The sequence below is a fragment of the Pigmentibacter sp. JX0631 genome, assembly GCF_029873255.1.
In the GTDB taxonomy this organism is placed as follows: domain Bacteria; phylum Bdellovibrionota_B; class Oligoflexia; order Silvanigrellales; family Silvanigrellaceae; genus Silvanigrella.
The window spans coordinates 775,784-799,481 of sequence record NZ_CP123622.1 but is presented as its reverse complement, the minus strand read 5'-3'; the positions used below and the strand labels follow the sequence as shown (position 1 = coordinate 799,481).

The 23,698-nt window shown below is 30.4% G+C and carries 26 protein-coding genes; 12 read left to right on the top strand and 14 right to left on the bottom strand.

The genetic code is table 11. From position 1 onward, the window contains the following. Nucleotides 1-105: 105 nt before the first annotated feature. From QEJ31_RS03355 to QEJ31_RS03320, 8 genes are all read right to left on the bottom strand, one after another. On the bottom strand, nt 106-999 hold the full coding sequence (locus tag QEJ31_RS03355) for a ribonuclease HII (RefSeq protein WP_280592384.1): 894 nt from the start codon (nt 997-999) through the stop codon (nt 106-108). Nucleotides 1,000-1,001: 2 nt separating this feature from the next. Then, a complete protein-coding gene (gene trxA / locus QEJ31_RS03350) occupies nt 1,002-1,328 on the bottom strand; it encodes a thioredoxin (RefSeq protein ID WP_158998228.1) in 327 nt (108 codons plus the stop codon). 102 nt (nt 1,329-1,430) lie between these two features. Then, nucleotides 1,431-2,333 carry an RNase adapter RapZ gene (rapZ, locus tag QEJ31_RS03345; protein WP_280592383.1) on the bottom strand — a complete coding sequence of 301 codons (903 nt, stop codon included), beginning with the start codon at nt 2,331-2,333 and terminating at the stop codon, nt 1,431-1,433. Further along, on the bottom strand, nt 2,330-2,797 hold the full coding sequence (locus tag QEJ31_RS03340) for a PTS sugar transporter subunit IIA (RefSeq protein ID WP_280592382.1): 468 nt from the start codon (nt 2,795-2,797) through the stop codon (nt 2,330-2,332). Before QEJ31_RS03340 ends, rapZ begins: the two co-directional genes overlap by 4 nt. 196 nt (nt 2,798-2,993) lie before the next feature. Continuing rightward, complete coding sequence (locus tag QEJ31_RS03335) at nt 2,994-3,500, bottom strand: HPF/RaiA family ribosome-associated protein (RefSeq protein WP_280592381.1); 507 nt, start codon at nt 3,498-3,500, stop codon at nt 2,994-2,996. Nucleotides 3,501-3,651: 151 nt separating this feature from the next. After that, a complete protein-coding gene (rpoN, locus tag QEJ31_RS03330; RefSeq protein WP_280592380.1) occupies nt 3,652-5,067 on the bottom strand; it encodes an RNA polymerase factor sigma-54 in 1,416 nt (471 codons plus the stop codon). Between the two features lie 14 nt (nt 5,068-5,081). Beyond that, entirely contained in the window at nt 5,082-5,963 is an 882-nt protein-coding gene (locus QEJ31_RS03325) for a flagellin (protein WP_280592379.1), read from the bottom strand. 20 nt (nt 5,964-5,983) lie between these two features. After that, nucleotides 5,984-6,832, bottom strand: coding sequence for a flagellin (locus QEJ31_RS03320; RefSeq protein ID WP_280592378.1), 849 nt, complete (start codon nt 6,830-6,832; stop codon nt 5,984-5,986). Between the two features lie 417 nt (nt 6,833-7,249). Between QEJ31_RS03320 and QEJ31_RS03315 the strand changes: the two genes are divergently transcribed. From QEJ31_RS03315 to QEJ31_RS03300, 4 genes are all read left to right on the top strand, one after another. Beyond that, nucleotides 7,250-8,422 carry a pyridoxal phosphate-dependent aminotransferase gene (locus tag QEJ31_RS03315; protein WP_280592377.1) on the top strand — a complete coding sequence of 391 codons (1,173 nt, stop codon included), beginning with the start codon at nt 7,250-7,252 and terminating at the stop codon, nt 8,420-8,422. Nucleotides 8,423-8,722: 300 nt separating this feature from the next. Then, nucleotides 8,723-10,429, top strand: coding sequence for a hypothetical protein (locus QEJ31_RS03310; RefSeq protein WP_280592376.1), 1,707 nt, complete (start codon nt 8,723-8,725; stop codon nt 10,427-10,429). Between the two features lie 55 nt (nt 10,430-10,484). Beyond that, nucleotides 10,485-11,444, top strand: coding sequence for a hypothetical protein (locus tag QEJ31_RS03305; RefSeq protein WP_280592375.1), 960 nt, complete (start codon nt 10,485-10,487; stop codon nt 11,442-11,444). Then, nucleotides 11,441-11,842 carry a hypothetical protein gene (locus QEJ31_RS03300; protein WP_280592374.1) on the top strand — a complete coding sequence of 134 codons (402 nt, stop codon included), beginning with the start codon at nt 11,441-11,443 and terminating at the stop codon, nt 11,840-11,842. Before QEJ31_RS03305 ends, QEJ31_RS03300 begins: the two co-directional genes overlap by 4 nt. Nucleotides 11,843-11,898: 56 nt before the next feature. Here QEJ31_RS03300 and QEJ31_RS03295 read toward each other — a convergent pair whose 3' ends face one another. Together QEJ31_RS03295 and QEJ31_RS03290 are read right to left on the bottom strand one after the other, a co-directional pair. Further along, complete coding sequence (locus QEJ31_RS03295) at nt 11,899-12,096, bottom strand: hypothetical protein (protein WP_158998238.1); 198 nt, start codon at nt 12,094-12,096, stop codon at nt 11,899-11,901. Nucleotides 12,097-12,186: 90 nt separating this feature from the next. Beyond that, on the bottom strand, nt 12,187-12,651 hold the full coding sequence (locus QEJ31_RS03290; protein ID WP_280592373.1) for a hypothetical protein: 465 nt from the start codon (nt 12,649-12,651) through the stop codon (nt 12,187-12,189). Nucleotides 12,652-12,868: 217 nt separating this feature from the next. Here QEJ31_RS03290 and QEJ31_RS03285 point away from each other — a divergent pair, with 217 nt between their 5' ends. Together QEJ31_RS03285 and QEJ31_RS03280 are read left to right on the top strand one after the other, a co-directional pair. Further along, the gene (locus QEJ31_RS03285; RefSeq protein WP_280592372.1) at nt 12,869-13,660 is read left to right on the top strand and encodes a nucleoside phosphorylase; all 792 of its coding nucleotides are present in this window, start codon (nt 12,869-12,871) and stop codon (nt 13,658-13,660) included. Between the two features lie 150 nt (nt 13,661-13,810). Continuing rightward, nucleotides 13,811-15,337 carry an alpha/beta fold hydrolase gene (locus QEJ31_RS03280; RefSeq protein ID WP_280592371.1) on the top strand — a complete coding sequence of 509 codons (1,527 nt, stop codon included), beginning with the start codon at nt 13,811-13,813 and terminating at the stop codon, nt 15,335-15,337. 66 nt (nt 15,338-15,403) lie between these two features. On the opposite strand, the gene QEJ31_RS03275 is transcribed toward QEJ31_RS03280, so the two are convergent. Beyond that, complete coding sequence (locus tag QEJ31_RS03275) at nt 15,404-15,907, bottom strand: lactoylglutathione lyase family protein (RefSeq protein WP_280592370.1); 504 nt, start codon at nt 15,905-15,907, stop codon at nt 15,404-15,406. Nucleotides 15,908-16,028: 121 nt separating this feature from the next. Beyond that, entirely contained in the window at nt 16,029-16,736 is a 708-nt protein-coding gene (locus QEJ31_RS03270; protein ID WP_280592369.1) for a hypothetical protein, read from the bottom strand. Between the two features lie 242 nt (nt 16,737-16,978). Between QEJ31_RS03270 and QEJ31_RS03265 the strand changes: the two genes are divergently transcribed. Then, on the top strand, nt 16,979-18,505 hold the full coding sequence (locus QEJ31_RS03265) for an alpha/beta fold hydrolase (protein ID WP_280592367.1): 1,527 nt from the start codon (nt 16,979-16,981) through the stop codon (nt 18,503-18,505). A gap of 47 nt (nt 18,506-18,552) precedes the next feature. Here the strand turns inward: QEJ31_RS03265 and QEJ31_RS03260 are convergent, their stop codons facing one another. Next, a complete protein-coding gene (locus QEJ31_RS03260; protein ID WP_280592366.1) occupies nt 18,553-18,684 on the bottom strand; it encodes a hypothetical protein in 132 nt (43 codons plus the stop codon). 241 nt (nt 18,685-18,925) lie between these two features. On the opposite strand from QEJ31_RS03260, the gene QEJ31_RS03255 reads away from it, so the two are divergent. The 4 genes from QEJ31_RS03255 to QEJ31_RS03240 all read left to right on the top strand — a co-directional run bounded on the left by QEJ31_RS03255 (nt 18,926) and on the right by QEJ31_RS03240 (nt 21,630). Further along, nucleotides 18,926-19,243 (top strand): type II toxin-antitoxin system RelE/ParE family toxin, encoded by a 318-nt coding sequence (locus tag QEJ31_RS03255; RefSeq protein ID WP_280592365.1) that lies wholly within the window; start codon nt 18,926-18,928, stop codon nt 19,241-19,243. Nucleotides 19,244-19,256: 13 nt separating this feature from the next. Beyond that, a complete protein-coding gene (locus QEJ31_RS03250; RefSeq protein WP_280592364.1) occupies nt 19,257-19,565 on the top strand; it encodes a helix-turn-helix transcriptional regulator in 309 nt (102 codons plus the stop codon). Between the two features lie 282 nt (nt 19,566-19,847). Next, on the top strand, nt 19,848-20,261 hold the full coding sequence (gene umuD / locus QEJ31_RS03245) for a translesion error-prone DNA polymerase V autoproteolytic subunit (RefSeq protein WP_280592363.1): 414 nt from the start codon (nt 19,848-19,850) through the stop codon (nt 20,259-20,261). A 118-nt stretch (nt 20,262-20,379) separates the two neighbouring features. Next, nucleotides 20,380-21,630: a Y-family DNA polymerase gene (locus QEJ31_RS03240; RefSeq protein ID WP_280592362.1), complete on the top strand. Its 1,251-nt coding sequence runs from the start codon at nt 20,380-20,382 to the stop codon at nt 21,628-21,630. A 160-nt stretch (nt 21,631-21,790) separates the two neighbouring features. Here the strand turns inward: QEJ31_RS03240 and QEJ31_RS03235 are convergent, their stop codons facing one another. Beyond that, nucleotides 21,791-22,432, bottom strand: coding sequence for a hypothetical protein (locus QEJ31_RS03235; RefSeq protein ID WP_280592361.1), 642 nt, complete (start codon nt 22,430-22,432; stop codon nt 21,791-21,793). Between the two features lie 488 nt (nt 22,433-22,920). Here QEJ31_RS03235 and QEJ31_RS03230 point away from each other — a divergent pair, with 488 nt between their 5' ends. Then, nucleotides 22,921-23,688: a methyltransferase domain-containing protein gene (locus QEJ31_RS03230; protein ID WP_280592360.1), complete on the top strand. Its 768-nt coding sequence runs from the start codon at nt 22,921-22,923 to the stop codon at nt 23,686-23,688. Nucleotides 23,689-23,698: the final 10 nt, after the last annotated feature.

Below are 23,698 nucleotides of genomic sequence, written 5' to 3'. Positions count from 1 at the left end.
CCTCAATCCTTTAGCTCACGTTACTTTTGTCCTTTGTACTAGGCACTTCGGACTTAGAAAGAAATTCTTTAGTTTTTTTGCAGGGTATCTAATAAAATGAAGGAATTATAAGTTTGAATGGAGATGATTTGCTAAAAAACTTTTCCTATGAATTTCACAAATTCCATGGGATTGAATTAAATTGAGGTGGCTAGCAGTACCGTACCCCTTATGTTTAGCAAAACCAAAGAGAGGAAATTTTTTATCTTGCTGAATCATTTGTGTATCACGAAAAACCTTTGCAATTATACTTGAGAGTCCTACGCTTACAAATATTCCATCAGCTTTTGTTACGGTAACTTGTAAATTTTGGGAAAAATCTTGAGGTACTTTTAGAAAATGCTTTCCATCCATTAATATTAAAGCATTTGATAAATGATCTGTTAGAAATGGAAAATTATTTTTAACATACTTTTGTAATTCTATAAGAGCTCTACCAACTGATAATTGTACAGCGTTCCAGATATTTAAAGTATCAATTTCTAATGGTGATGCTTGTCCAATGATAAATTGCAAACATTCTAAGTTACTTTTGTATTTTGGAATGTTTTCAGTTGAAAATTCTTCTGCTTTAAAATGTAATTTGTTTTTTGATTCTGATAAGGCTTGAAAGGACTCAATATTATTATTCTTACCGCATATTATTTCTTGAAAAGTTATTTCATAGTCACGCAAAATAATATCAAAACATTCTTGGCGCTTTTTTTCAGTTAGCTTTTTGCTGTCATTAATTAAATGCAACCAATGTTTTTTATAATTTTTAGAAAGTGAATTCTGAAAAGCACTGAGGTCTGCCCACAAACTTACACAACTTACAACTGATCCGGCAACGCAACCTCTTCCAACTTCATCAATAGAAATAATTAAAGGAACAGATTTGTAGTTAAAAATCTGTTCCTTTAATAAGTAATTTAATAAAAAGAATTCATTTTGAAAAAAATTCGATTTAGAGTCACTCATTTTTATTGCAATGCATTAATTTGGTTCATAATAACTTGTTTAGGTTGGTTGCCAACAAGTTCTGCTACTTTTTGACCGTCTTTTACAAAAGCGAGAAATGGAATATTCCGAATATTAAAGCTTGCTGCTAATTGAGGATTATCTTCCACGTTCACTTTACAAATTTTAATTTTTCCTTTTTGTTCCTGTGCAATTTGTTCCAAAACTGGTTCCAATGATTTGCAAGGTCCGCACCAATCTGCCCAAAAGTCAACAAGTACTGGGATTTTGCTTTCCAATACTTCAGTTTGAAAATTATGTTCTGTTATTTTATACACTAAGTCTGACATTTGCTTATCCTTTCAACATTTAAAATCATAGCAGTATTTAAAACTGCACTCCTAAACGATAAGTTGTAACAGAAAACGCATTGGTCAAGAGGAAGATAGCGACTAATCTTTATCTATATTGCGATGTTCGATAGTTACAAGTGGAATTTGTTTGCGAAAAATACTTGCGAGCTCTTCAGCTATGGCTACACTTCTATGTTTCCCACCGGTACAACCAATTCCTATTGAAAAATAATGCTTTCCTTCATCTAAGTATAAGGGATAAAAAAAGTTAATCAAATTAGTAACTTTGTTTATAAAAAGCTCAACATTGGGATCGCTAAACACATAATCTTTAATTTCTTTTGTCAGACCTGTCAAATGCTTGATTTCAGGGTCATAATGGGGGTTTTTAAAACACCGTACATCAAAATATGTATCCAGATCTGAAGGTGTGCCATGTTTAAATCCAAAAGAGACAATGTTCAAAAGTAAATGTCCCTGATTTCCAGAAATTGAGAATTGATTGTAAATAAATTTTTTTAAATTTTGCGAAGATAAGTGAGTAGAATCAATGGTTCTATTCGCCAACTGAAAAATAGGTTCGAGTGTTTTTTCATCTAGTTCAATAATATCGTGCAAATTAGACAGAGGATTTGCTTTGCTTAATGGGTGTTGTCTTCTGGTTTCCCTGAAACGACGCATGATGACATCGTTAGTGGCTTTAAAAAATAAAACTGTAAGATTACAAGAGTTTAATAATAAAGGATATATTTTTTCAAAGGTAACTGGATTGTCGGTGTCACGAGAGTCTAAAGCTAGGGCAATATGTGTCGCTTTTAAAGTATTTCCAGCAATAGAATCAGCAAAAGACTGCAAAAGAACAGCTGGCAAATTGTCAATACAATAATAACCTAAGTCTTCTAGAGCATGAATTGCGATTGTTTTTCCAGATCCCGCAAGACCAGAAATAATAATTACATTTTTTTTCGGGGTAGTTTGTTTTGCGTTAGAATCATTTGTCATTGAGGCTCCAAGCACAGCAAAATTTCTTCTAAGTTGTTTGCTGAAAGTATCCTATTTCTAATTACTTCACTTTTCATAATTCTGCAAATATTAGCAATTATATTGAGGTTAGAAATTTTAGGCACTTTAGGATATTTTGGAGATAAAATAACAAAAAATATTTTTGTTGGAAGTTGATCAAAAGCCTCAAAAGGGATCCCCTCTTTTGATATAAAAAGAAACAATTCTGTTTCGTTTACTTTTGTAGAATAAGCATGTGGAAATGCAACACCAAATTCGGCACCAGTACTGGCTTTTGCTTCTCTTTCCCGCAATGAAGTATATATTTCCATTTTATCAATATTTTTTTTTGCAAGTGAAATCACCTCTGAAATTTCTCTCAGAGAATCATCTTTAACTTTAGAATGAAGAAATAAATTTCCTGATTGTTCTTGTATAAGATTGCGGATGCTTGGAAGTGTCATTTTAAATTTCCGCTGTAAAATGAACGTTTGAAACATTTATGGCTACTTTTACCCTATTTCACTTTCATAGGAAAAAATAAATCCGCTGTCAATTTCTATATTAGCTTATAATTTATAGGAAGCAAAAAAAGAGGTGGAAAGTCTTAAAAAAGAATTCCACCTCTACAAATCAATCAAGAAATTCAAACCTAGAGTATTAACTCGCTTTCCGCATACGACCTTTTTGAGTTGATGATTTTTTCTTAGTTTTATTTCTAACTACTTTTTCTTTTCGAACTTGGTCTTCAAAATTAGAAACATAGTGCGTTTCAAATTTATCAAAAATATTTTCTTGCATACCTGCATAACGTTTGTATTTTCTAAGATTTATTACGTTGTAGTCTGAAGAAGATTCAACAGAAGAAAATTCTATTCTTTTGTGAATTTTTCGCTTAGAAATTTTTCTCAAAGCAGATTCTAGTTTATCAAGAGCCTTATCAATGCTGTGGGCAACATCGTTAGCAAAAGCATTAACACAAATATTATTTTTCCCAGCATTTAATGCTAATTTCACATGATGTACTATGCCGTCCACACTAAAATAGGCGTGAACATTAAAAGTATTTGCAGAAAATTTTGTAACACAATCTTGAATACGTTGCGCTACAAGTTCTTTAACATGATGTGATTTAGGGAAATTTACGAAATGAACTTCTACTTGCATGGAGCCTCCTTTAAGAGTGAAAGCTGAAGCAGAAATAAAGTGATTTAACAGAAAAACCACCCATATATTACAGTACTGAAAAGGATTACTGCAATATTTATTTTATATTACTTTGTTTTAAATTCACAAGCAAGGCTTAAATTATAAGGGGTTAAAAGCGTTGAATTCTTTTTGAAGAAGACATAATTCCTAGTGATTCTCTATATTTGGAGACTGTTCTGCGTGCGATTTTTATCCCTTTATGCTCTTGTATTTTCTCGGAAATTTCTTGATCGGACAAGGGGCTTTTTTTATCTTCATTTTTAATAAGTTCCGCTACCATTTGTTTAATTGCTTCATTAGCCATTTCTTGTCCCGAGTTATTTTCTATTGCTGCATTAAAAAAATACCGAAGCTCAAAAATTCCTCTAGGTGAATACAAATACTTATCAGATGTTGCTCTAGAAATTGTGCTTTCATGGAGATCGAGATCATTGGCAACAGTTTTTAAAGTCATTGGAGCTAAATGCTCGGGACCATGCTCAAAAAATTCTTCCTGATATTTTATGATACTTTCAACCACTTTAATTATAGTTTTATCTCTTTCTTTTAAAGATTTAACTAGCCATTTAGCTGATTTCACATTTTCATTTATGTATTTAAATGTTTCTTTATATTGCCCTTCATTTATCTCATTTTTTAATGTTTTTATTAAATTAGAATATTTTTTCGATAGTTTTATTCTTGGTAAACCATTATCATTGGTGCTGCAAATCCATTTTCCATCTCTTTTAAAAACATAGACATCTGGAATAATAATTTGACTAGATTGTTGGCCAAATTGTCTTGCAGGTTTAGGATCAAAATTATTTTTAATAAAACGAAATGCTTCTTTTACTTCTTCTGAGGTTGCTTTTTCAGATTTTGCAATTTTTAAAAAATTTTGTTTCTGAAATTCATTCCAATATTTTGTAAGAATATTTTCTACAAATTTTGGTTTTTTGTTTAATTTTTTAAATTGCAACAAAAGACATTCTTGTAAATTTTGTGCGCCTATCCCAGTTGGTTCACATTTTTGCACAGTTTCCAAAGCAAAAGCGATATCATCAAAATGAATTTCATGATTACTTGCTATGGTATTTAAATCAGTATTTAAAAAGCCATTATCATCGATATATTGGAGAATTGTAAAAACACAATCTTTTTCATAGTCGCTAAGCCGCATAATAGAAATTTGATTTTCAATAAATAAGTGTAATGACTGTATTAGAGATGAATCAGCAAATTCTTTCCGCATTTCATTTGGAGATATTTCTTCAGTAATTTTAATGTCATTATATCTTTCTGTATAGTCATTTTGATTATAAGAGTTTTGTAATGCTCTTTTTAATTCATCATAATGATGGCTATACTCTTTTTCTTCTTTTGCTGAAACACCGATAAGGCAAGGATTTTTTTCTAATTCATCAGTAATTAGTTTTTCTAATTCAAAACGTCCCAAAGTTAAAATTGTAATGGAGTGTTTTAATTCTGCCGAAAGAGATAGCTTTTGAGTTGTTTTTAATCCTTGCTTTATTTCTAAAGCCATCAATTTATCTCCACTTATCTAAGTAAATGTAACACAGAATCAGGAATTTGATTTGCTTGTGCTAGAACTGAAGTACCTGCAGAAACTAAAATTTTGCTTTGCGCATATTTTGCAGATTCTAAACCATAATCAGCGTCTCTAATTCTTGATTGGGCTGCGCTTAAATTTTCACTCCCAATATCAATTGAAGTAATAGTAGAGTTTAGTCTGCTTTGCAATGCTCCTAGTGTTGCTCTTGTTCTTGTTACTTTAAGCATCGAATCATCAAGAGCAGAAAAAATATCTTCAGTACTTCCACCACCAAGCTCTCTTCCGTTTTCTCCTTCAATACTTAATTCTGTTAAATTTGCTAAGGATTCACTAAGTTCGGTTAAATCATCAAATTTAAGGGTAATTACTTCATTTTCTTCATTCGTTTCGCCTGCAACATTTCTAAAATTAACACCAACTTGAACATTTATGTCACGTTGATCTTCTGGGGACAAAAGTTTTCTTCCATTAAATTCAGTTTGATCTTTAATTCTATTCACTTCTTTACCTAATTCCTGAAATTCTTTGTTTAAAAAACCTCGTTCAGTTTCTCCAATAGTATCACTAGCAGCTTGAGTTGTCAGTTCTCGCATTCTAATAATAATATTATTTAGCTCACTCAATCCACCTTCGCCAGTCTGTAAAAAAGAAATTCCATCAGATGCATTCCGTTTGGCTTGACCAAAACTTCTTATTTTTGCACGCATTGTTTCTGAAATAGCCAACCCAGCAGCATCATCAGAAGATTTATTTATTCTCAAACCAGAGGATAATTTTTCTAAACTATTACTAAGTTCATCTTGATTTTCACTTAATTGCCTTTGTGCCATCATGCTATCTATATTTGATTTAATTCTAAGTCCCATAATTTTATCCCTTTATATAATTAACGTAACAATGAAAGAGCCATTTCTGGTCTTTGATTTGCTTGTGCTAAAATGGCCAATCCGCCTTGGGATAAAATTCTGCTTTGTGATAATCTTGCTGTTTCTTCTGCAAAATCCGTATCACGAATACGACTATTTGCTGCCAACATATTTTCTGTATTTATAGAAATGTTACTTATTGCTGAATTTAATCTTGATTGAGTTGCTCCAAGAGTTGCTCTTGTTGATGCTACTAAATTTAAACTAGAATCAATTGTATTTAAATTTGCCGCTATTGATTCGCGATCTTCCCCTGCTAATGAAGTATCTTTTAATCCTAAAGTTTCAGAATTTATTCCTGTAGACTCTTCACCAAATTGCAAAGTTAAAATGTCATTTGCTGTTCCGTTATAGCCTACTTGTAAAGTTATTGGTTCTTCAGAGGCTTGCGGTGATAATAATTTTCTTCCATTAAATTCTGTAGTTTCTGAAATTCTATCAATTTCTTCAGTTAACTGCTGATATTCTTTGTTAATATATTCACGTTCTTGAGGTCCTACTGTATCACTAGCAGATTGCATTGTTAATTCACGCATCCGAATTAAAATATTTGTTGTTTCATTTAGTCCGCCTTCAGCAACTTGCACTAAAGAAACTCCATCATTTGCATTTCGTTTTGCTTGCATTAAACTTCTTGTTTTTGCTCTTAAGCCTTCAGAAATAGCAAGTCCTGCAGCATCATCTGCTGATTTATTTATTCTTAAACCAGAAGATAATTTCTCCATGCTTGAAGTCATATCTGCATTATTGTTTGATAAAAAACGTTGTGCAGTAAGGGATTCTACATTGGTTTTAATACGTAAACCCATAAAATATTCCTCCTTGATTGCCAGAAACCGCATTTGTTGATTGCGGGGCGTTTGCGGTATCAACCTTTGATACTTTGCAAACAAATAGGCCATTTACCTGTTATCCTTGGTAGTTCCGTGACCTATGCAGCACTTATCGAAGAAAGAAATTGGTAAATTAGAAAAAATTGAATATTATGTAATAAATTTTAAAATATACAATAATTATAGCGTGTTATAAAAAACAATGTTTTTCCTTAAATTATGAAATATTTAGACTACTTTTCAAAAAGAAATGGGCTTCTCTTTCTTTAAGAAAGATGTATTTTTTTTAGTAAGTTACAAATATTTCACGATTTTTCTTGACTTTACAGCCTCCTTCTGGTTGTCTTTCAAGGGTTCTATTATGTTTTTTTTGAAAAAATGAAGAGGTTAATAATGAATCGTCTTGACTCCATAAGCTTCGGCAAAATTGTTCAAATTAGAGAACAACTTCTAAAATTACAAGCAACAGGAAAAAAAGTTTATAGATTAGAGTCAGGAGATCCTAGTTTTTCAATTGCACCAAATATAACTGAAGCTATTGAAAAAGCACTTCGTGATGGAAAAACGCATTACATTCCTAACAATGGTATTCCAGAGCTTCTAAAAGCTTTAGCAAATAAACTGCATGTTCAAAATAAAATTAACGTAACAGAAAAAGATATTTTTGTTACTAATGGTGCAATGCACGCTCTTTATGTTGTTTTCCAATGCATGCTAGAGCAAGGCGATGAAGTTATTGTTCCTGAGCCTTTGTGGACTGAAATTGGGGAAAATATTCGTTTAGCTGGTGGTGTTACTGTTTCTGTTCCTTTAAACAGACAAAATAATTATCAATACAGCTACAATGATATAATTAGTAAAATAACTTCAAGAACAAAAGCAATTTTTATCAATTCTCCACAAAATCCTTCAGGCGCAATTGTTCCGAAAGAAGAATTACAAAAAATTGCTAACCTAGCAGCTGAAAGAGGACTTTGGTTAGTTTGTGATGAAGCGTATGAAGATCTTGTATATGAAGGAGAACACTATTCAGCAGCAAGCGGATTAAACGGTTATGAAAAAGCTGTTTCTATTTACTCATTCTCTAAATCACATGCAATGAGTGGATTGCGAGTAGGATATATTGTTTCTACAAATAAACTACTTGCTGAAAGAATTCCAAAATTGTTACGTTGTACTGTTAACGGAATTAATAGCATCGCACAATGGGGCGCTTTAGCTGCTGTGATTGGTCCGCGCGATCACTTAAATTTTATGCTTACTGAGTATAGAAAACGCAGAGAAATAATGTTCAATACTATTAGCGAAATTCCTGGTTTGTTACCTTTCAAACCACAAGGCGCATTTTACTTATGGTGTGAAGTAGAAACTTCATTACTCCAAAAACTTCAAATTCGTTCAGTAGCGCAATTATCTGATTATCTAGCTGAACGTGGAATTGGAAGTGCGCCTGGTGATAGTTTTGGTGTTAGTTGTGCTAACGCAATTCGATTTGCATTTAGTTGCAGCACAGAACAAGTTACTGATGGATCAAAAGCATTAAAAGAAATTTTAACTCAAGTGTAATAGTTCTTTGATACGATTATTCCAAACTAAAGCAGTCAATATTAATTGACTGCTTTTTTATTTTCATAGATAAAAAAATAAAATTCTAAATTTTTTGAAAATATTGTAAAATTAAATTCATTCCAAAAAACATTATACCTCTTTTTCATCTAGATAAAAAATAAATTGCAAAAAAAAACTTTTTAACATGTTGATATAAATAACTATTTGTGCTATCTAGAAATAAAATTAAAACCATAAATTTATTTTCAAAAGCTGTTTCCTTGTCCGTGAATAACCATTAACTTATATGGAGTAATTATGTATTGTAAATCATTGTTAAGTGTGATTGCGGGAATGATTCCATTAGCTACTTTCGCGTTACCTAAAACAGATTCAACTATTTTACCTTTACCAACCCAACAAACTATGCAACAAGGTGACAAATCAGCTATTGATTTTGTCGTTAGTATTCCAGTTTATCAAGATAGCTCAGATAATTCTCAATATTATTATGTTCCAAAATTTAAAGCATCGGTAAATGCTGAAGGTATTGGTGCAACTTTTATTAAAAATGAAGTTGCAATATCTAGTGCATCACAAATTTCTGATACAAGTATTAAACTTTCAAATATGACTACGGAAGAATACTTTAATGTAAGAAAAGTTGTAACTGATTTGCAAAATATTATTGATAATACTATCAAAACAAACCCAAGAGATCCTAATCTTGCAATTTATCAAGAATATCTAAGAAAAGCACAAGATAGACAAAAGACTGCTGAAAATAATGCAGCTGCTTTTGAAAAATCAATTCCAGCTGGCGTTTTAAATGCCATTTATTCAAACATATCTACATTTTTTGCAAGTGCAGGAATTCAATTTCCATTATTTCATAATGAAAGTATAATCGATAGACAAAATAGATTAAGCCAAAAATTAGTTGAATTAAGTTCATCTAATGGTGGTTTAATTACAGGAAATATTTATGCAGGTTTCACTGCGGATGAATTAACAAAAATTAAAACATATAAAGCAAATTATGCTCCATTTGTAAAAATCTCTGTAGTTCCTGTAACAAGTCTTGTCTTTGAATCACTAACAGAACTGCAATATGACGCAAATGGTGTGAAGAGCCAACGTGCTGGTATCCCAATTTTTGCTTCTTTAAAAGGGGGCGGAACTTTAACAGGTGCAACGTTTAACTTTGATTTAACAACAAACGGAGCTGTTGCGTTTGCGCGTAATTTACCTCCATTTATTCCACCAATTGCAATTAAAGGGGTTGTTTCACAACAAATTCCAGTTTCAAAAGGAAATGTGACTTGTAACTTTGGTGCAGGAATGGTTGTAAAAGACAGAAATGTTATTAACCAACAAGTAGCAGTTTTCAATGATAACACTCTTTCAAACCTATTTGTACAACAAGGGCAACAACAAAGTCCGTGCCAAGTTACAGTGCAAGCTGGGGATAAAGGCTATATCCAACATGCAGCACAACAAGAAGTCGAACAATATTTAGGTGGTTTACAATTCCAAAAATCGTACCTTTCACCAAAAGACAAGGGACAATACTGGCAACAAGTGCAACAAACGCAAGTATTTGATAGAACAACACCATCTAATGGTTATCAAAATGTATTCCAAGCATATCAACAATCTGGTTGGGGAACGACAGCTACTCAAGCTTTAGTGAAACGTCCTAATTATTACTGGCAATCACAAGTTCAAGATGTATCTGGAATTAGCGGTGTTAAATTCCAAAAAGATATCGTTTCTACACCAGCTACTAAACTAGAGTTGTCCATACCAACTAGCATTTGTTTTGTTTGGAATGTGAAGTCACAAGCATATAGAGCGTGTAGTGAAGGCGAATTTGCTACAGCAAAACCATTAGCGGATGCTACGCAGTCTGCAAAACAGTCTCAATCTTGTGTAACAACACAAGATGCAGTTCAATGCGGAATCAACAGAAATACAAATGCTCCAACTTCTCAAGACGGAAATATCTTACCAGAAGATCTTTAATTCATAAGAAAAGGACTTCAATTGAAGTCCTTTTCAATAATATAGGTAAATATTTATGTTTAAGAAAATCCTTTTTCTCCAACTTTTAATTTCAATGACATGTTATGCACAAAGCTCTATTGTTACTTTGGTGCAAGGTGGCTTTAGAACAACAAATGCCTTAAATAAAGTAGTATTTGTTAATTCTTTAAACAGAAATTTTACTGATCAAGAATATTTATATTTAGATACTTGGTTAACAAAAAGACTTCAGAACTCAGGATTTGTTTATAATAATTTATCAGTCTATTTTAATGTCAGTAACGATCTTGGCAGAAATATTAAAGGTTGTTTTAATAGCTGGTTCAAAACGTTGTTACCTGCTGATCGCATTACTTTAACGGAACATTTTAAGCCTAATGGAATGTATACCTTAAACGCCGAAGAAATTGAAAGATTGTCAAATAGCATTTTGAAGTATACAAATGACAATTTGTTAACTTGCAAAAACGATAATTTTTTAGGTGATGTCACTACAGCATTTATTACTATTGGGTTAGAACAATACTTATCAGATAGAATGAATAATCTTACACCAGATTTAAAGTACCATTCTGTGTTATCAAAAGTTTATGATCAACAGTTTAAAAAAATAGGTTGGGAGCATGTAGGTAAATTAACTTCTTGGCTCGACGAGACTCAACCAAATTATCCACTACTTAGTGTCGAGGCATTAGAAAAATATTTAACTTTAATTCAACAACAAAATAATAAAAAAATATCTGAAACCGAAGCGGCATTTATTCTTTTAGAAGCTTTAAATGTAAATCCAGATCTTCTGAAAGAAGTTTTATTAGATCACAATAAATTGCTTCCATATATTCAGACAGCTACTCTTTTATATTCTAAGTGCTTTTCTAATGGAGAATTTATTGCTGATAAATGTGACGTTAAAAATATTGGAAGTAACTTAGTAATCGTAAAATTAAACAGAAAAACAAAGTCATTTAGTCATATTTTATGGGTGGGATCATGAGTCGCAAACAAGTTATTATAATATTTTCTATTATATCATTATTAGCATTTCTTTCTTTTTATATTACCAGAAATAGAGATGAAGGGCATTTTGTGCGTGAGCCTTTAAAGGCAAATGATATTCTTGCTTTAGAAGAAAAAAATAAAAGTGCAGAGAGACAAGTTGAAGAAAAAAAACTAACAACAAATGACTCAACTGAAAACATACAAAAAGAAGAAAATAAAAAAATAGATACAAAAGATCTTTCACCAAAGGAATATGTGGCTTGGTTAAAAGATACTCAAGATAGAGTTTTATTAGAAGTAAAACCTGATGGAACAAAAATTTATCGCAAAGGTAATGTAACAATCACTGTGATGCGCAATGGTGAAGAACTTTACTTGCCGGATGAAATGTAATTGGTGAGAGGGTAGTAACTGGTTTGAATGATTTATTTTTCTTTAAAATAAACTTCTCAAGGTCTGCGAACTATCCAACTGATATTAAATAATTCCCCATTCGGTAAATGCCAGTTCCCTTTTTTGTCACGCATAACTTTATAGCGTTCCCAAATTTCTGCTTCTTTATTGTATTTTTCTATTATATCGCCTTCATTAACAGGGCGATTGATAATCCATTGCTGAAGAGTGTCGTCATATATTAAAGTATTCATTCTAATACCTCTGCAAATCTAACGCAATTTCTTAATATTTTTGTTTTTCGGTGTTGCAGAAGAATTATTTATACTCTTTTTAGTCTCAAACTATTTTTCTGTGGCATTATGCGAAGAAATTGCTTTGAAAGTACCTGTGCCGGTATAAGAAAGATTAGTGTCTGGGATTGGCGCTCCAGCCGGTGAAACTTGAGTTGCTGGTACTATTACTTGGAATTCAACATCATAGCTACTTGAACCTATGTAGAGAATTTTATTAGCACCTGCTTTTGCAATTTTGGAAATATGACTGCTATGGAGTTCTTTTACTTTACAGAGTACCGATCCTGGAGATCCTGGAGCATTTGGTGGAGTAGGCACAAGGGTGTAAGGGACTGGTGCAAAAAGAATATTTTTTTCATCCCCTTCTACACAAATTGTTCTTCCAGTATCTTGGCTTTTTGAGCTTCCCTTTAGTAATCCATTGCATAGAACAGTAATAAAAGCCTTACCATTACTCATATTTCGACTGATAACAGCTAAGTCGCCTGACAATAAAAAAGATTTTGCTCCCATAATGAACCTCGCATTCAAAGTTGTGAATGGAATTTTTAGGTTAGCTTTATCTGTCAAATTTGTAAATCATTTATTTAGTAGAGTTTATTATAAATAGCTTAAATATATATTAAAATTCAATGGAATATATTCAATGCAAGAAAATTAGACTTTTTTAAAAGAAGCTATTAAAGCTAAAGTTGGCTAAAGTGAAACATTTTAAGTTGGACTATAAATTATGAATTTAAATCATTTAAACTTTGAAAAAGACTATTTAAAAGACAAAAACATAACCATTTGTCTGTTATCAGGAGATCCTGCTAGAACAGAGGTAATTGCCCAAACGTATCTCAAAAATTCTGTAAAAATTAATAATAATAGAGGCTTATATTGTTTTACTGGTGAAACTGCTTTAGGCATGCCTATTCTTGCTGCTACTTCAGGTATGGGAGCTCCTTCTACGAGTATTGTTGTAAATGAGTTAGCACAGGCAGGCGTTAAAGTGTTTATTCGAATAGGAACAACGGGGTCTATTCAGCCTTATATTGGGGTGGGCAGCATAATTGTTAATTTTGCATCGCTTTGTAAGCAGGGTGCGGCAAATGATATTGCTCCTAGAGACTATCCTGCTGCTGCTTCGGCGTTATTGTCTACCGATGTTTACTATGAAGCAAAAAAATTACACAAAGATGTTTACTTTGGTTTAAATGCCTCAGTTGATACTTTTTATGAAGGTCAAGAACGTTACGATAGCGTTAACCCAAATTTATTGAAAAGTCATGTTGGGATGTTAAAGGAATATCAAAATTTAAATATTTTAAATTTTGAAATGGAGTCTGGTACTTTATTTAAGATGGCCAATGTTTATGGGTTACATGCAACTAGTATTTGTGCTGTTGCTGCGGCAAGATGTAAAGACGAAGCTTTGTTACATGACAGCGTGCAATCATCTGTAGATATTTCTATTAAAGCAGCTATTCATACTGCAGAAAATATTCAAAAAAATCAATTGCAGTTATTTCATTCCTAGTTCCATCTTTTTAAGAATTCACAGTCTTATTATCTAAAAAAATAATTTATAAATTATGTAATTGAGTTCTTCAAAGTCAATAAAAATGTATTTATTGACTTTGAAATATTTTTAGATAAAAAATATTTCTTTTTTAAGGATTGTGAAGTTATGAAAAATATTAATTTAGTGTGTGGCGTTCTATTAGCAATATCTGTTATTTCTTGCAAGCAAAAAAATTCTGCCGATGGTGATCATTATAAATATGAAAAAATAAGCTGGAAGTCTTGTTCTTATAACCAACAAAATGATCATAAGGTTACTTCATCGAAAGGTAACGAAATTCCTTTAGATTGTAGTTTGCCTGATACAACACCTTATGAGTGTGGTACCTTAAATGTGCCATTAGATTGGGATGACATTCACGGTAAAAAAATTGCATTGTCATTAAAAAGAGTGAAAGCTTCAAAGCAAGATAAAAGAATTGGCACGCTAATTTCTATTGGTGGAGGTCCAGGTGCTCCTAGTTTAGATTTTTTTAAAAAGATTTATTTTAGTGCAGATTGGGAACTGAAAGATAAATTTGATCATTTTTCTTATGATCCACGAGGCATTGGAAATTCAGCACCACTGTCTTGCTTTCAAGATATTGAAAAAATTTCACCTTTTATTCCAAAGTCTGAAGAACAGTTTCTTTTGTTGCAAAAAAATGTACAAGAATTAAGACAATCTTGTGTTGATAAAAGTGGCAATCTATTGAATTACATAAATACTGAAAGTGTAGTAAAAGATTTAGAAGCTATCAGAGTTGCATTAAATGAAGATAAAATAACTTTGTATGGAGTTTCTTATGGTACTGCAGTTGTTGCAACTTATGCGCATAGATATCCCAACAATACAAGAGCACTTGTTTTAGATGGAGTTCTAGATCGTTCCTTAGCGCTAGAGGAAATTGTCAAAAATGACATATCTGCTTTAAAAACAGTTTATGATAAATTTCTTGATTATTGTGAAAATAATCCAAAGTGTGGTTTATCTCGTAAAGAAATAAATGAAATTTTAAGTAATTTAAAAAATGAATATCACTACAATCTAAATGGTGAAGAAAAAGTTTTAACTAAAAGTGAAATATTGTTTATAATTTCTTATAACTTGAGTAGTGAAAGTAGATGGGATAATATTGCTTCAAATTTAATTGCATTTAAAGAAATTAATCCTCCTTTTAAAATAAACAATATTTTTGATTTTAGTTACAATAAATTTAGGTCTGTAGCTATTCCTTACTATGCAGTTACTTGCGCAGACTATCCAAAATTTAATATAAATTGGGATAAATATTCTCAGCTCAGAAAAATTGCCAATGATATTCTCCCAATTTTTGATGGAAATATAAATATTTTACAAACAGTGGGAGTATGTTCTGGCTGGGAAAATTCAGCTTCTAAACCACTTCTTACAGAACATAAAGTAACTATACCGCAAAAGGCTTTACTTGTTTCATCAGAAAATGATGCTAATACCCCACATATCAATGCTAAATTAAAACAAAAGCAAATTGAAGGCAGTCAAATTTTAGAATCAAAAGATGTCAAACATGGCTTATTCTTGTCTTCAAGTGCTGATAAATGTTTGAATAATAGTGTAACTCAGTTTTTATTGAATGCTAGTTACTCTAATATTAATTTAAACTGTAAATAAAAGTGTTTAGTTAAATTTTAGTGATATTTTAGTTTTATTTATTCCTTTAAAATTAATGTATATTCACTAGCTATAAGCGCCAGAAGAATAAACAAGTTCATAGCTATGTGAGTATATTTCAATAATGTTTCCAAATGGATCTTCACAGTAAACCATTCGATATGGTTTACTCCCTGGATAGTAATAACGAATTGGCATTCTTTGTTTTCCACCTGCTGCAATAATTTTTTCTGCAAGTTCTTCAACATTAGGATCTTGAATACAAAAGTGAAATAGACCAACTTGAAATGGATTGAATTTTGGTACAGGAAGATCTTTTGTTTGAGGAAATTCAAATATTTCTATCCCAATTTTATCAGAAGTGGACATGTGTGCAATTCTAAATTTTTGAAAACCCTTTCCAAATACATCTTGACACATAATTCCTATTGCAGTTTCAGAATTTTCTTCAATAATAGTAGGTTTCATAATGAGGTAAAAGCCAAATACATTTTCATAAAATTCAACTGCTTTTTCTAAATTTGAAACTGTAATTCCGATATGAGAAAAAGCTCTTGGATATGTGTTCATTTTCATTTCCTCCTATAGGTAAAGAATTTACTTTATAAATACATATTTGCATATTTTTTTTATTGAAAAAGTATAATAAGTTACCAAAATAGTTTATTTAATTTATTCTTACTTACCATTTCTATTTTGCATTTTCACTTCCACAGATCCAAAAACCATAACCATTAAATACACTTGGAGTAGTGGTTGGTTGGGCTTTAAAATTATATTTTATTTTAGAATTATGAATATTTCTAGTATCTGACCATGCAGTATTTTGATTCCATGTATATTGAAAAGCTTCCATTTTATTTGTATTTTTAAATACATTTATGCCTATATCTTGTTGGAAAGAATACATTCTTATAGGTGTTGGTTGAGTTAAAACAATAGCATTACTTAAATTTATTTTATAATTTGTTACAAATCTTTCTCCAGTTTCTAATGAAACAGATGCAAAATTGACTGTATTAATATAAAATGGGGTTCCATCTTTTTTCTGTAAAGTTATTTTTATATATTGTGCATCTGTTGCTGGATTTTGGCTTTGAATTATTAAGTATTTATCTGAAAAATCGACAGTCTGAGCGAAATTTGCAACTTCTAGTGGCAATTGAACAAAAGTGCTTTTTAAATAGATTGGATCCTGCTTCATTTTAGAATTAATAATATGATTACTGCTATATAAATTGCCAAAAATCACTAATGGTTCTCCACCTCCTGTACACGGATAATAGACTGTTTCTCCATTTCCTTCAAAGTAACTGCCTTGGACATGTGTAAGACTTGCATAGGAAAAATTATTAAAAAAAATTAGCGACAACCCAACTTTCCATGTTGTTTTTAGCATTCTTTAATCCTTTATTGTATTTTTTATAAGCAAGATTTTCTATTTAACATTTCATAAAATTGAAATAGAAAAGTAAATTAGATTTTTATGTTTCATACCAAAATTTCTTTTAATACTTTTTTTAAATAAATACTAGTGCATAATTATTTTTTATATTGGTAATCTTTAACAAATTTTAAATATTAATTTGTAGTTTTGTTTGATTTATTTTAATCAAATAAATCTTACTAAGGAGTTTTACTATGCTAAAATTAGTTTTTCCTTCCATAGCAATTTTTTTTCTTTTATCTTGCGGTAAAAAAAATAATTCTGATTATAACAAAAGCTCCAAACCTACCGAGCAAATGAAGAATGAAAGTTTTTGGAGCGAATCAATTGTTTGGGGGCAGTGTCCTCCTGTGAGCAAAGACCAGAAGGATCAAAGTAACACAGAGGAACATGCAAATCTAATTGCAAGTATTCAATTTGAGTGCGGTACTTTTCCAGTTCCTATAGATTGGAATAATCCAAATGGTGAAACGATAAATTTAGCTTTAAAAAAAGCAAATTCTCCAAATCAAAGTAATAAAATAGGTTACTTGATCTTTAATCCTGGTGGACCTGGAGGTTCTGGTGTTTCAGTTTTGGGGAGTGTTTTAAAATTAAATCCTAAACTTATTCAAAATTTTGATGTTATTGGGTTTGATCCAAGAGGTATCCATGCTTCTGCTGGAATTAAATGCAAGGATTCGCTGGATAGTGATGTCTTTTCATTCTTTGATTCTGAACAAAATTTTGGTCACATGCAAACGAAGATAAAAAATCTTCGAGAATCATGTTTCGAACATAGTGGAAAATTAATTGATTTCGTTAATACTGAAAATGTTGTTAAAGATTTAGAGGCGATGAGAGTCGCTTTAGGAAATCAAAAGTTAAATTATTTAGGAATTTCTTATGGAACTTCAATTGGTGCGACCTATGCTTATCGTTACCCTCATAATACCAGAGTGATGGTGCTTGATGGGGTTCTTGATTTGTCTAAGCCATTTCTAGAAATAGTAAAAGCAGAAACTATTGCTGTCAAAACAACTTTTCAGCAATTTTCTGAAATTTGTTTTAACTCAGCAAATTGTGGTTTAAATTTTGAAAAAATTTCTTCAATTTTACAAAATTTAAAAGATGAATATGATGTTCGCAGTGATTCTAATGTAATTAAAATTACTAAAGCAAATTTACTCTCTTATTTGTCATATGCGGTAACAAATGCAGAGAATTGGGAACTAATGGCTAATGCATTCCGGCAATTAGAAAATCCAGTACAAAAAGAAATTGAATTACCAATTTCGAGAGATTTTTCAGGATTTATTCAAACTTTTGCGGTTCACTGTCTTGACTATCCTGTAAATAATTTGACCTGGAATGAATATGTAAAATTAAAAGAAGCTTCAAAAAAAATATTTCCTGAACTTAATGGGCATATAATTTCTTTAAATATTCATGCTATTTGTTCTGCTTGGCAGGGGAAAATACATGATCTATTAATAGAAAATCATAGTTTAAATATTTCTCAACCTATTTTATTTGTATCTTCTCCATACGATGCAATAACTCCACATAGTAATGCAATATTAAAACATCAACAAATTAAAGGAAGTAAATTATTAGAAGCATTAGTATTTAAACATGGAGCGTCTCTTCTCCCAAATGCAACTTGTGTGCAAGATAATGTAAATCAATTTTTAACTACTGTTTCTTTACCTACAGATTATTTGTTTTGTACTGGGAAATAGGTATTTTAGATAAAGAATTATTTTAAGTTGTTAATTTGCATCGTATTTTAAGTTTCATCATTTTCAAAATTAACAGCAGGTCTTTGTTTTAGTAATGCTGCAATTTGCACAATAGATTTCCTGTGCAATTGCTTTTCGTGTTGCTTTAAACACTCTTTTTGTTTGATCTTCAAATTCATTGGTGTTTAGCCTTATTATTTCATACTAGTATATTATATCATTAAATCAATTTTTTTTCTAAATGGACTATATACGTTGAACAAAAAAAATTATTTATTTTCAGTTAGTTATGAATAGTTTAAGGACGTAAAAAATATTATGAGATTCCTTCGTTATAGTAATAGCAACAGCCAGTAATAAAGAATCTCCTTTACTACTTTTAAAAGTAGTGATACCTTTAAAAGTAGTAAAGAAGTGCCGATGACTGATCACTGGACGATTGAGTACTACAATGATGAGCTGTTTGAAAAATGGTTTCGAAAGCTAAGTAAACAAGGTAAGTTTGAAGCTCTTTATGAAGAAATCAAGCTCTTATCCAAAGCAGGGAATATTCTCACAATGCCTCATAGTAATAATCTTGGTGAAAAACTATATGAATTAAGAGAAAGAAGTTATGGAATCCGAGTTTATTATACTTTTAGAAAAGGAAAAATAATTCTTCTATTAAATGGTGGGGATAAATCTTCCCAAGCAGAAGACATTAAAAAAGCTCGTAAATTGATAAAAAATTTGGAATAAAGGAAAACTAACAATGACTAAAAAAACAAAAAGCTTTGAAGCCCTTGCAAAAGAGCTCTTAACAAAAGAGCAAATAGAGAGAGCAAATTTTAATGCGCAAATTCGTTATCAAATGATGACTGAAGTGGCAAATAAAATTAAAAAAGAAATGGAAGAAAATAAAATCGGCTTTAATGATCTTGTAAAATATATGGGGACAAGTCCTACTCAAGTTAATAAAATATTAAATGGAAATGCTAATATTACAATTGAAAGTCTTGCTAAAATTTGTAGTGTTTTTGATCTTGAACCGCATATCATTTTTAGAAAACCACGGCAATAAAAAAAAGTAGTGAAGAAAGAAAAAAAATTTAAATTTGACGAAGTTTTTTCAATTACTAAAAATGTCTTTCACAATTTTTTTTAATATCTGTGGATTAATCCTTTCTCTATTTACTAACTTTGAAAAAAAATTTCCAAAGTATGTATTGAACGCATTGAAAAATCATTAAATTATTAGTTTTTATAATAAATTAGCAAATAAGAATAAAAATTTTTTCAAATTTTTGCTTTAATAATTGACAAACTTAAAAATACCATACAAATATATGGCTGGAGGAGGTTCATGTATTATAAAGCTTCATTCAGTACAAAATGTTATATCCCGTTAGTTTTAAGTCCTGTTTGTGCGGGTTTTCCCTCGCCAGCAACAGACTATATTGATAAAAAGATTGATTTAAATGAATATATTGTAAAGCATCCTGAAGCCACATTTTATGTGAAATGCCAAGGTGACTCCATGCTTGGCGCAGGCATTCATCCGGGTGATATTTTAGTAGTAGATCGCTCGCTCATAGCAGCAAATGGAAATATTGTTGTTGCTGTTGTAAATGGTGAGTTTACCGTAAAAAAACTAATCATGCGGGGAAAAAACATTTTTTTAGCAGCAGAAAATCAAAACTATTCTGATCTTCTTATTACAGAATGTATGGAATTTGAAATATGGGGTGTTGTTACAACAGTCATTCATTCTGTCTAGGTTTTATTTTTTTTATGGGAAAAATGAAAAATATTATCTTTTTCTTTTGTATCTAAGGAATCTCTTTCTCATAAATTCGACATAAGGAAGTTTTTAGGGAGTGGAGGATGTCAATCTTATGATTGCCTTAGTTGATGGAAATAATTTTTATGTTTCTTGTGAACGTGTTTTTAATCCAAAGTTAAACAATAAACCCGTTGTAGTTCTCTCTAATAATGACGGAGCAATTGTAAGTAGGAGTGCTGAAGCAAAGGCTCTTGGTATTCGGATGGGACAACCTTTTTTTGAAATTAAGGATCTCATAAAGAAACATAATATTCAATATCTGTCTTCAAATTATGAATTGTATGGAGATATGTCCGCTCGATTGATGAAGATATTAGAATATTTTTCGCCTGAGGTTGAAATTTATTCTATTGATGAAGCTTTTTTTTGCTTATCCCATATTCCACAAGATAAGTTAACAGAGGTTGGTTGGAAGATAAAAAATACCATTTATCAAAATATTGGAATTCCATGTGGAATTGGAATATCCTCTACAAAAAGTTTAGCAAAAGTAGCAAATAAGATTGCTAAAAAATCGCAAAAAGCAAAAGGTGTTTTAGCTTTATATCAAGAAAAACATGTCGCAGAAGCCTTGCGGAATTTTAAAGTAGATGATCTTTGGGGAATTGGTTGGCAGTATAGTAAAAAGTTACAGCAAATGGGTGTTTTTACAGCAGAGCAATTTCTGCAATTAGAGGAAGTTTTTTTGCGAAAGCACTTTACAATTCAAGGAGTCTATCTTGCACGAGAATTGCAAGGAATATCTTGTTTAAATTTACAACTAATGTCAGAACCTCGTAAAAGTATTGTAGTCTCCCGCAGTTTTGGAACATCTATTTATAATTTACAAGATATTTTTTCTGCATTGGCAAATCATATAGAAATTGCTTGTCGGAAATTACGTGAACAGCAGTTAGAAGCACAATATTTTTCTGTTTACTTGAGTACGAGTTATCACAAAGAAAATTTTTATAGCCAAGCATTAAATGTTCGGTTGCCTTACTATTCCAATTTTACTCCACACTTTCTGCAATTAGCCCAAATCGCTTTGCAGAAAATTTTTAAGTCAAACAAAGAATATAAAAAATGCGGTATTGTTTTATTCGATCTGCAAAAACAATCGCTTTCTCCTTCTAATTTATTTGATTATAGGAATAGAGAAAAAGAAAAGCGTATTTTAGAAGTTATGGATACAATTAATCTTATAAACGGTAGAAGTAAAATACATTTTGCCGATGCATATGATAAAAAACAATGGCTTGCAAAAAGAAATTTTGTTTCTAAAAGATACACAACTCAAATAAATGAATTGTTGGAAATATAAAAAGTCTATTATCACAATAGAATAAAAGATTAATTCTTAGGAACAGAATTAAATTAAAATTTGCAAAATATGAATTGTCTAAAATAAAATGTTTTTATTTTTTATACTAAATAGTGTTTTAAAAAAAAAGGGGGGAAATATCTAATCTTAATTCTAAATATTAATAAAGAACAATTCGACGATTTGATAGATGAGTTGTTATTTTAGTAAAATCATAATTTACTTTATTTTTATTTACCGAAACAGGATTTTTAGCTCTTATTATATCAATATTAGTTTTCAAAGCAGAGTTTACAGAGATAATAATATTTTCTAGATAAGTAAAATCGCTTCTTAATTTAGAATCAGTTATTATACCTGAAAGACCAAAATCAATTGGAAAAAATTTATCTGAAGTAGGTTCATAAAAAACATTGTCCCACTTAAAGTCACCATGACTAATCCCTAAATTATGAATACCTGCTAATGTAGATGCAAGATATCCATTTCTCAAAGCAAATAACATTTTAGGGCGTAAATCTTTATACTTTTCATCACAAGCAATTTTATTAATTGCAACACCTGGTACTTTGAGCATAAAAATATAAAATTTGTCAGCAGTTTTTTTAAACACAGCAGAACCTAGTCCATAATAAAGGCAATTGATTTTTCCTTCGATACGATACATTTTTTCTATTTCATGTAAATTACCAAATTGATTTTGTAGTCTTTGTTTATCTAGAATTTTAACCACATGATCGGAGCCAAAATTATAAACCGCAGCACCGAAACTTCCATCACCAATTTTGTTGCTAGAAGACAAGTTTATGTCTGCTGTATTAAAAGTTGATTCAGCTTTTTCTAATAATAAATTGTCAATACAAAATTCATGGTAAAATTCAGGAGCTACAGGCTTAACTAATTTTTTTTAAAAATATTCATAATATCCTACCTTAGCACAGAGTTTGCTACGAGAAAAATCAAATAGATGTTAATTGAAGTAAAAAAAATTTATAAATATGTCAAATTCCATATATTTTATAAAATATATTTATTGTATTAATTTTTTAAACAAAAATATAAAAATTTTAAGGAAATAAAATTTAATCAAAAAATTTAGTCATCCGAAAAATTTGAATAACAATATGTAATTTTTGATATCTTTAATTTATTGTGCAATAGTATGCATGATATCATATAGATTTTAGTCAAATCAAGTAAATTCTTTTGAACCACAAAATGGAAGAGTAGTTAAAAATTGAGATTATTAATAAAATGCAATGAATTAATAAATATGGGGAGGGAGAAAATATGCCTCAATTTACTGACTATAAAGAAATATTTGAGACAAGAGGTATGGAATATAATTTAGCTATGCTCCAAAGTCCAGATGCAAGAAAAGAAGAATTTTTAAATCTAGTTCGATTTGTTGATAATACTCATCCATTACAAATTATTGATATTCCATCTGGTGGTGGATATTTAAGAAAATATCTTTCAGAACAACATTATTTACTCTGTGCTGAAGAAACAGATTATTTTTATCAAACCTGTAAAATTAATCACAATCAAAACAGAATAATGTATCAAAAAAATATTCCCATTGGATTGCCTGAGAAAAGTTTGGATATTGTTGTTAGCCTTGCTGGCTTGCATCACTTGCAAAAGAAAGATTGGATGATTTCAGAAATGGCAAGGATTTTAAAAGATAATGGGAAAGTTATCATTGCCGATGTTTGGAATAATTCATGCGTTGCTAAATTTTTAAATGAATTTGTTGATGCAAATAATTCAATTGGGCATTTAGGATATTTCTTGGATGAAGAATTCAATATTCTATTAAATAAAAATAACTTTAATTTAAATTTTAATGCAATATTAAAACTTAATTGGATTTTTAACTCACTAGAAGAAATGACTATATTTTGTAAAAATTTATTTGGGTTAGACAAAATTATTAACGATAATGTAGTAAATGGTATAGAAAAATATTTAGGATTTAAAATAGAAAATAAATTAGTAAAAATGAATTGGGAATTAAAATATATTTGCGGAACAAAATTTGTTGATGCTAGCTAATAATCAACAA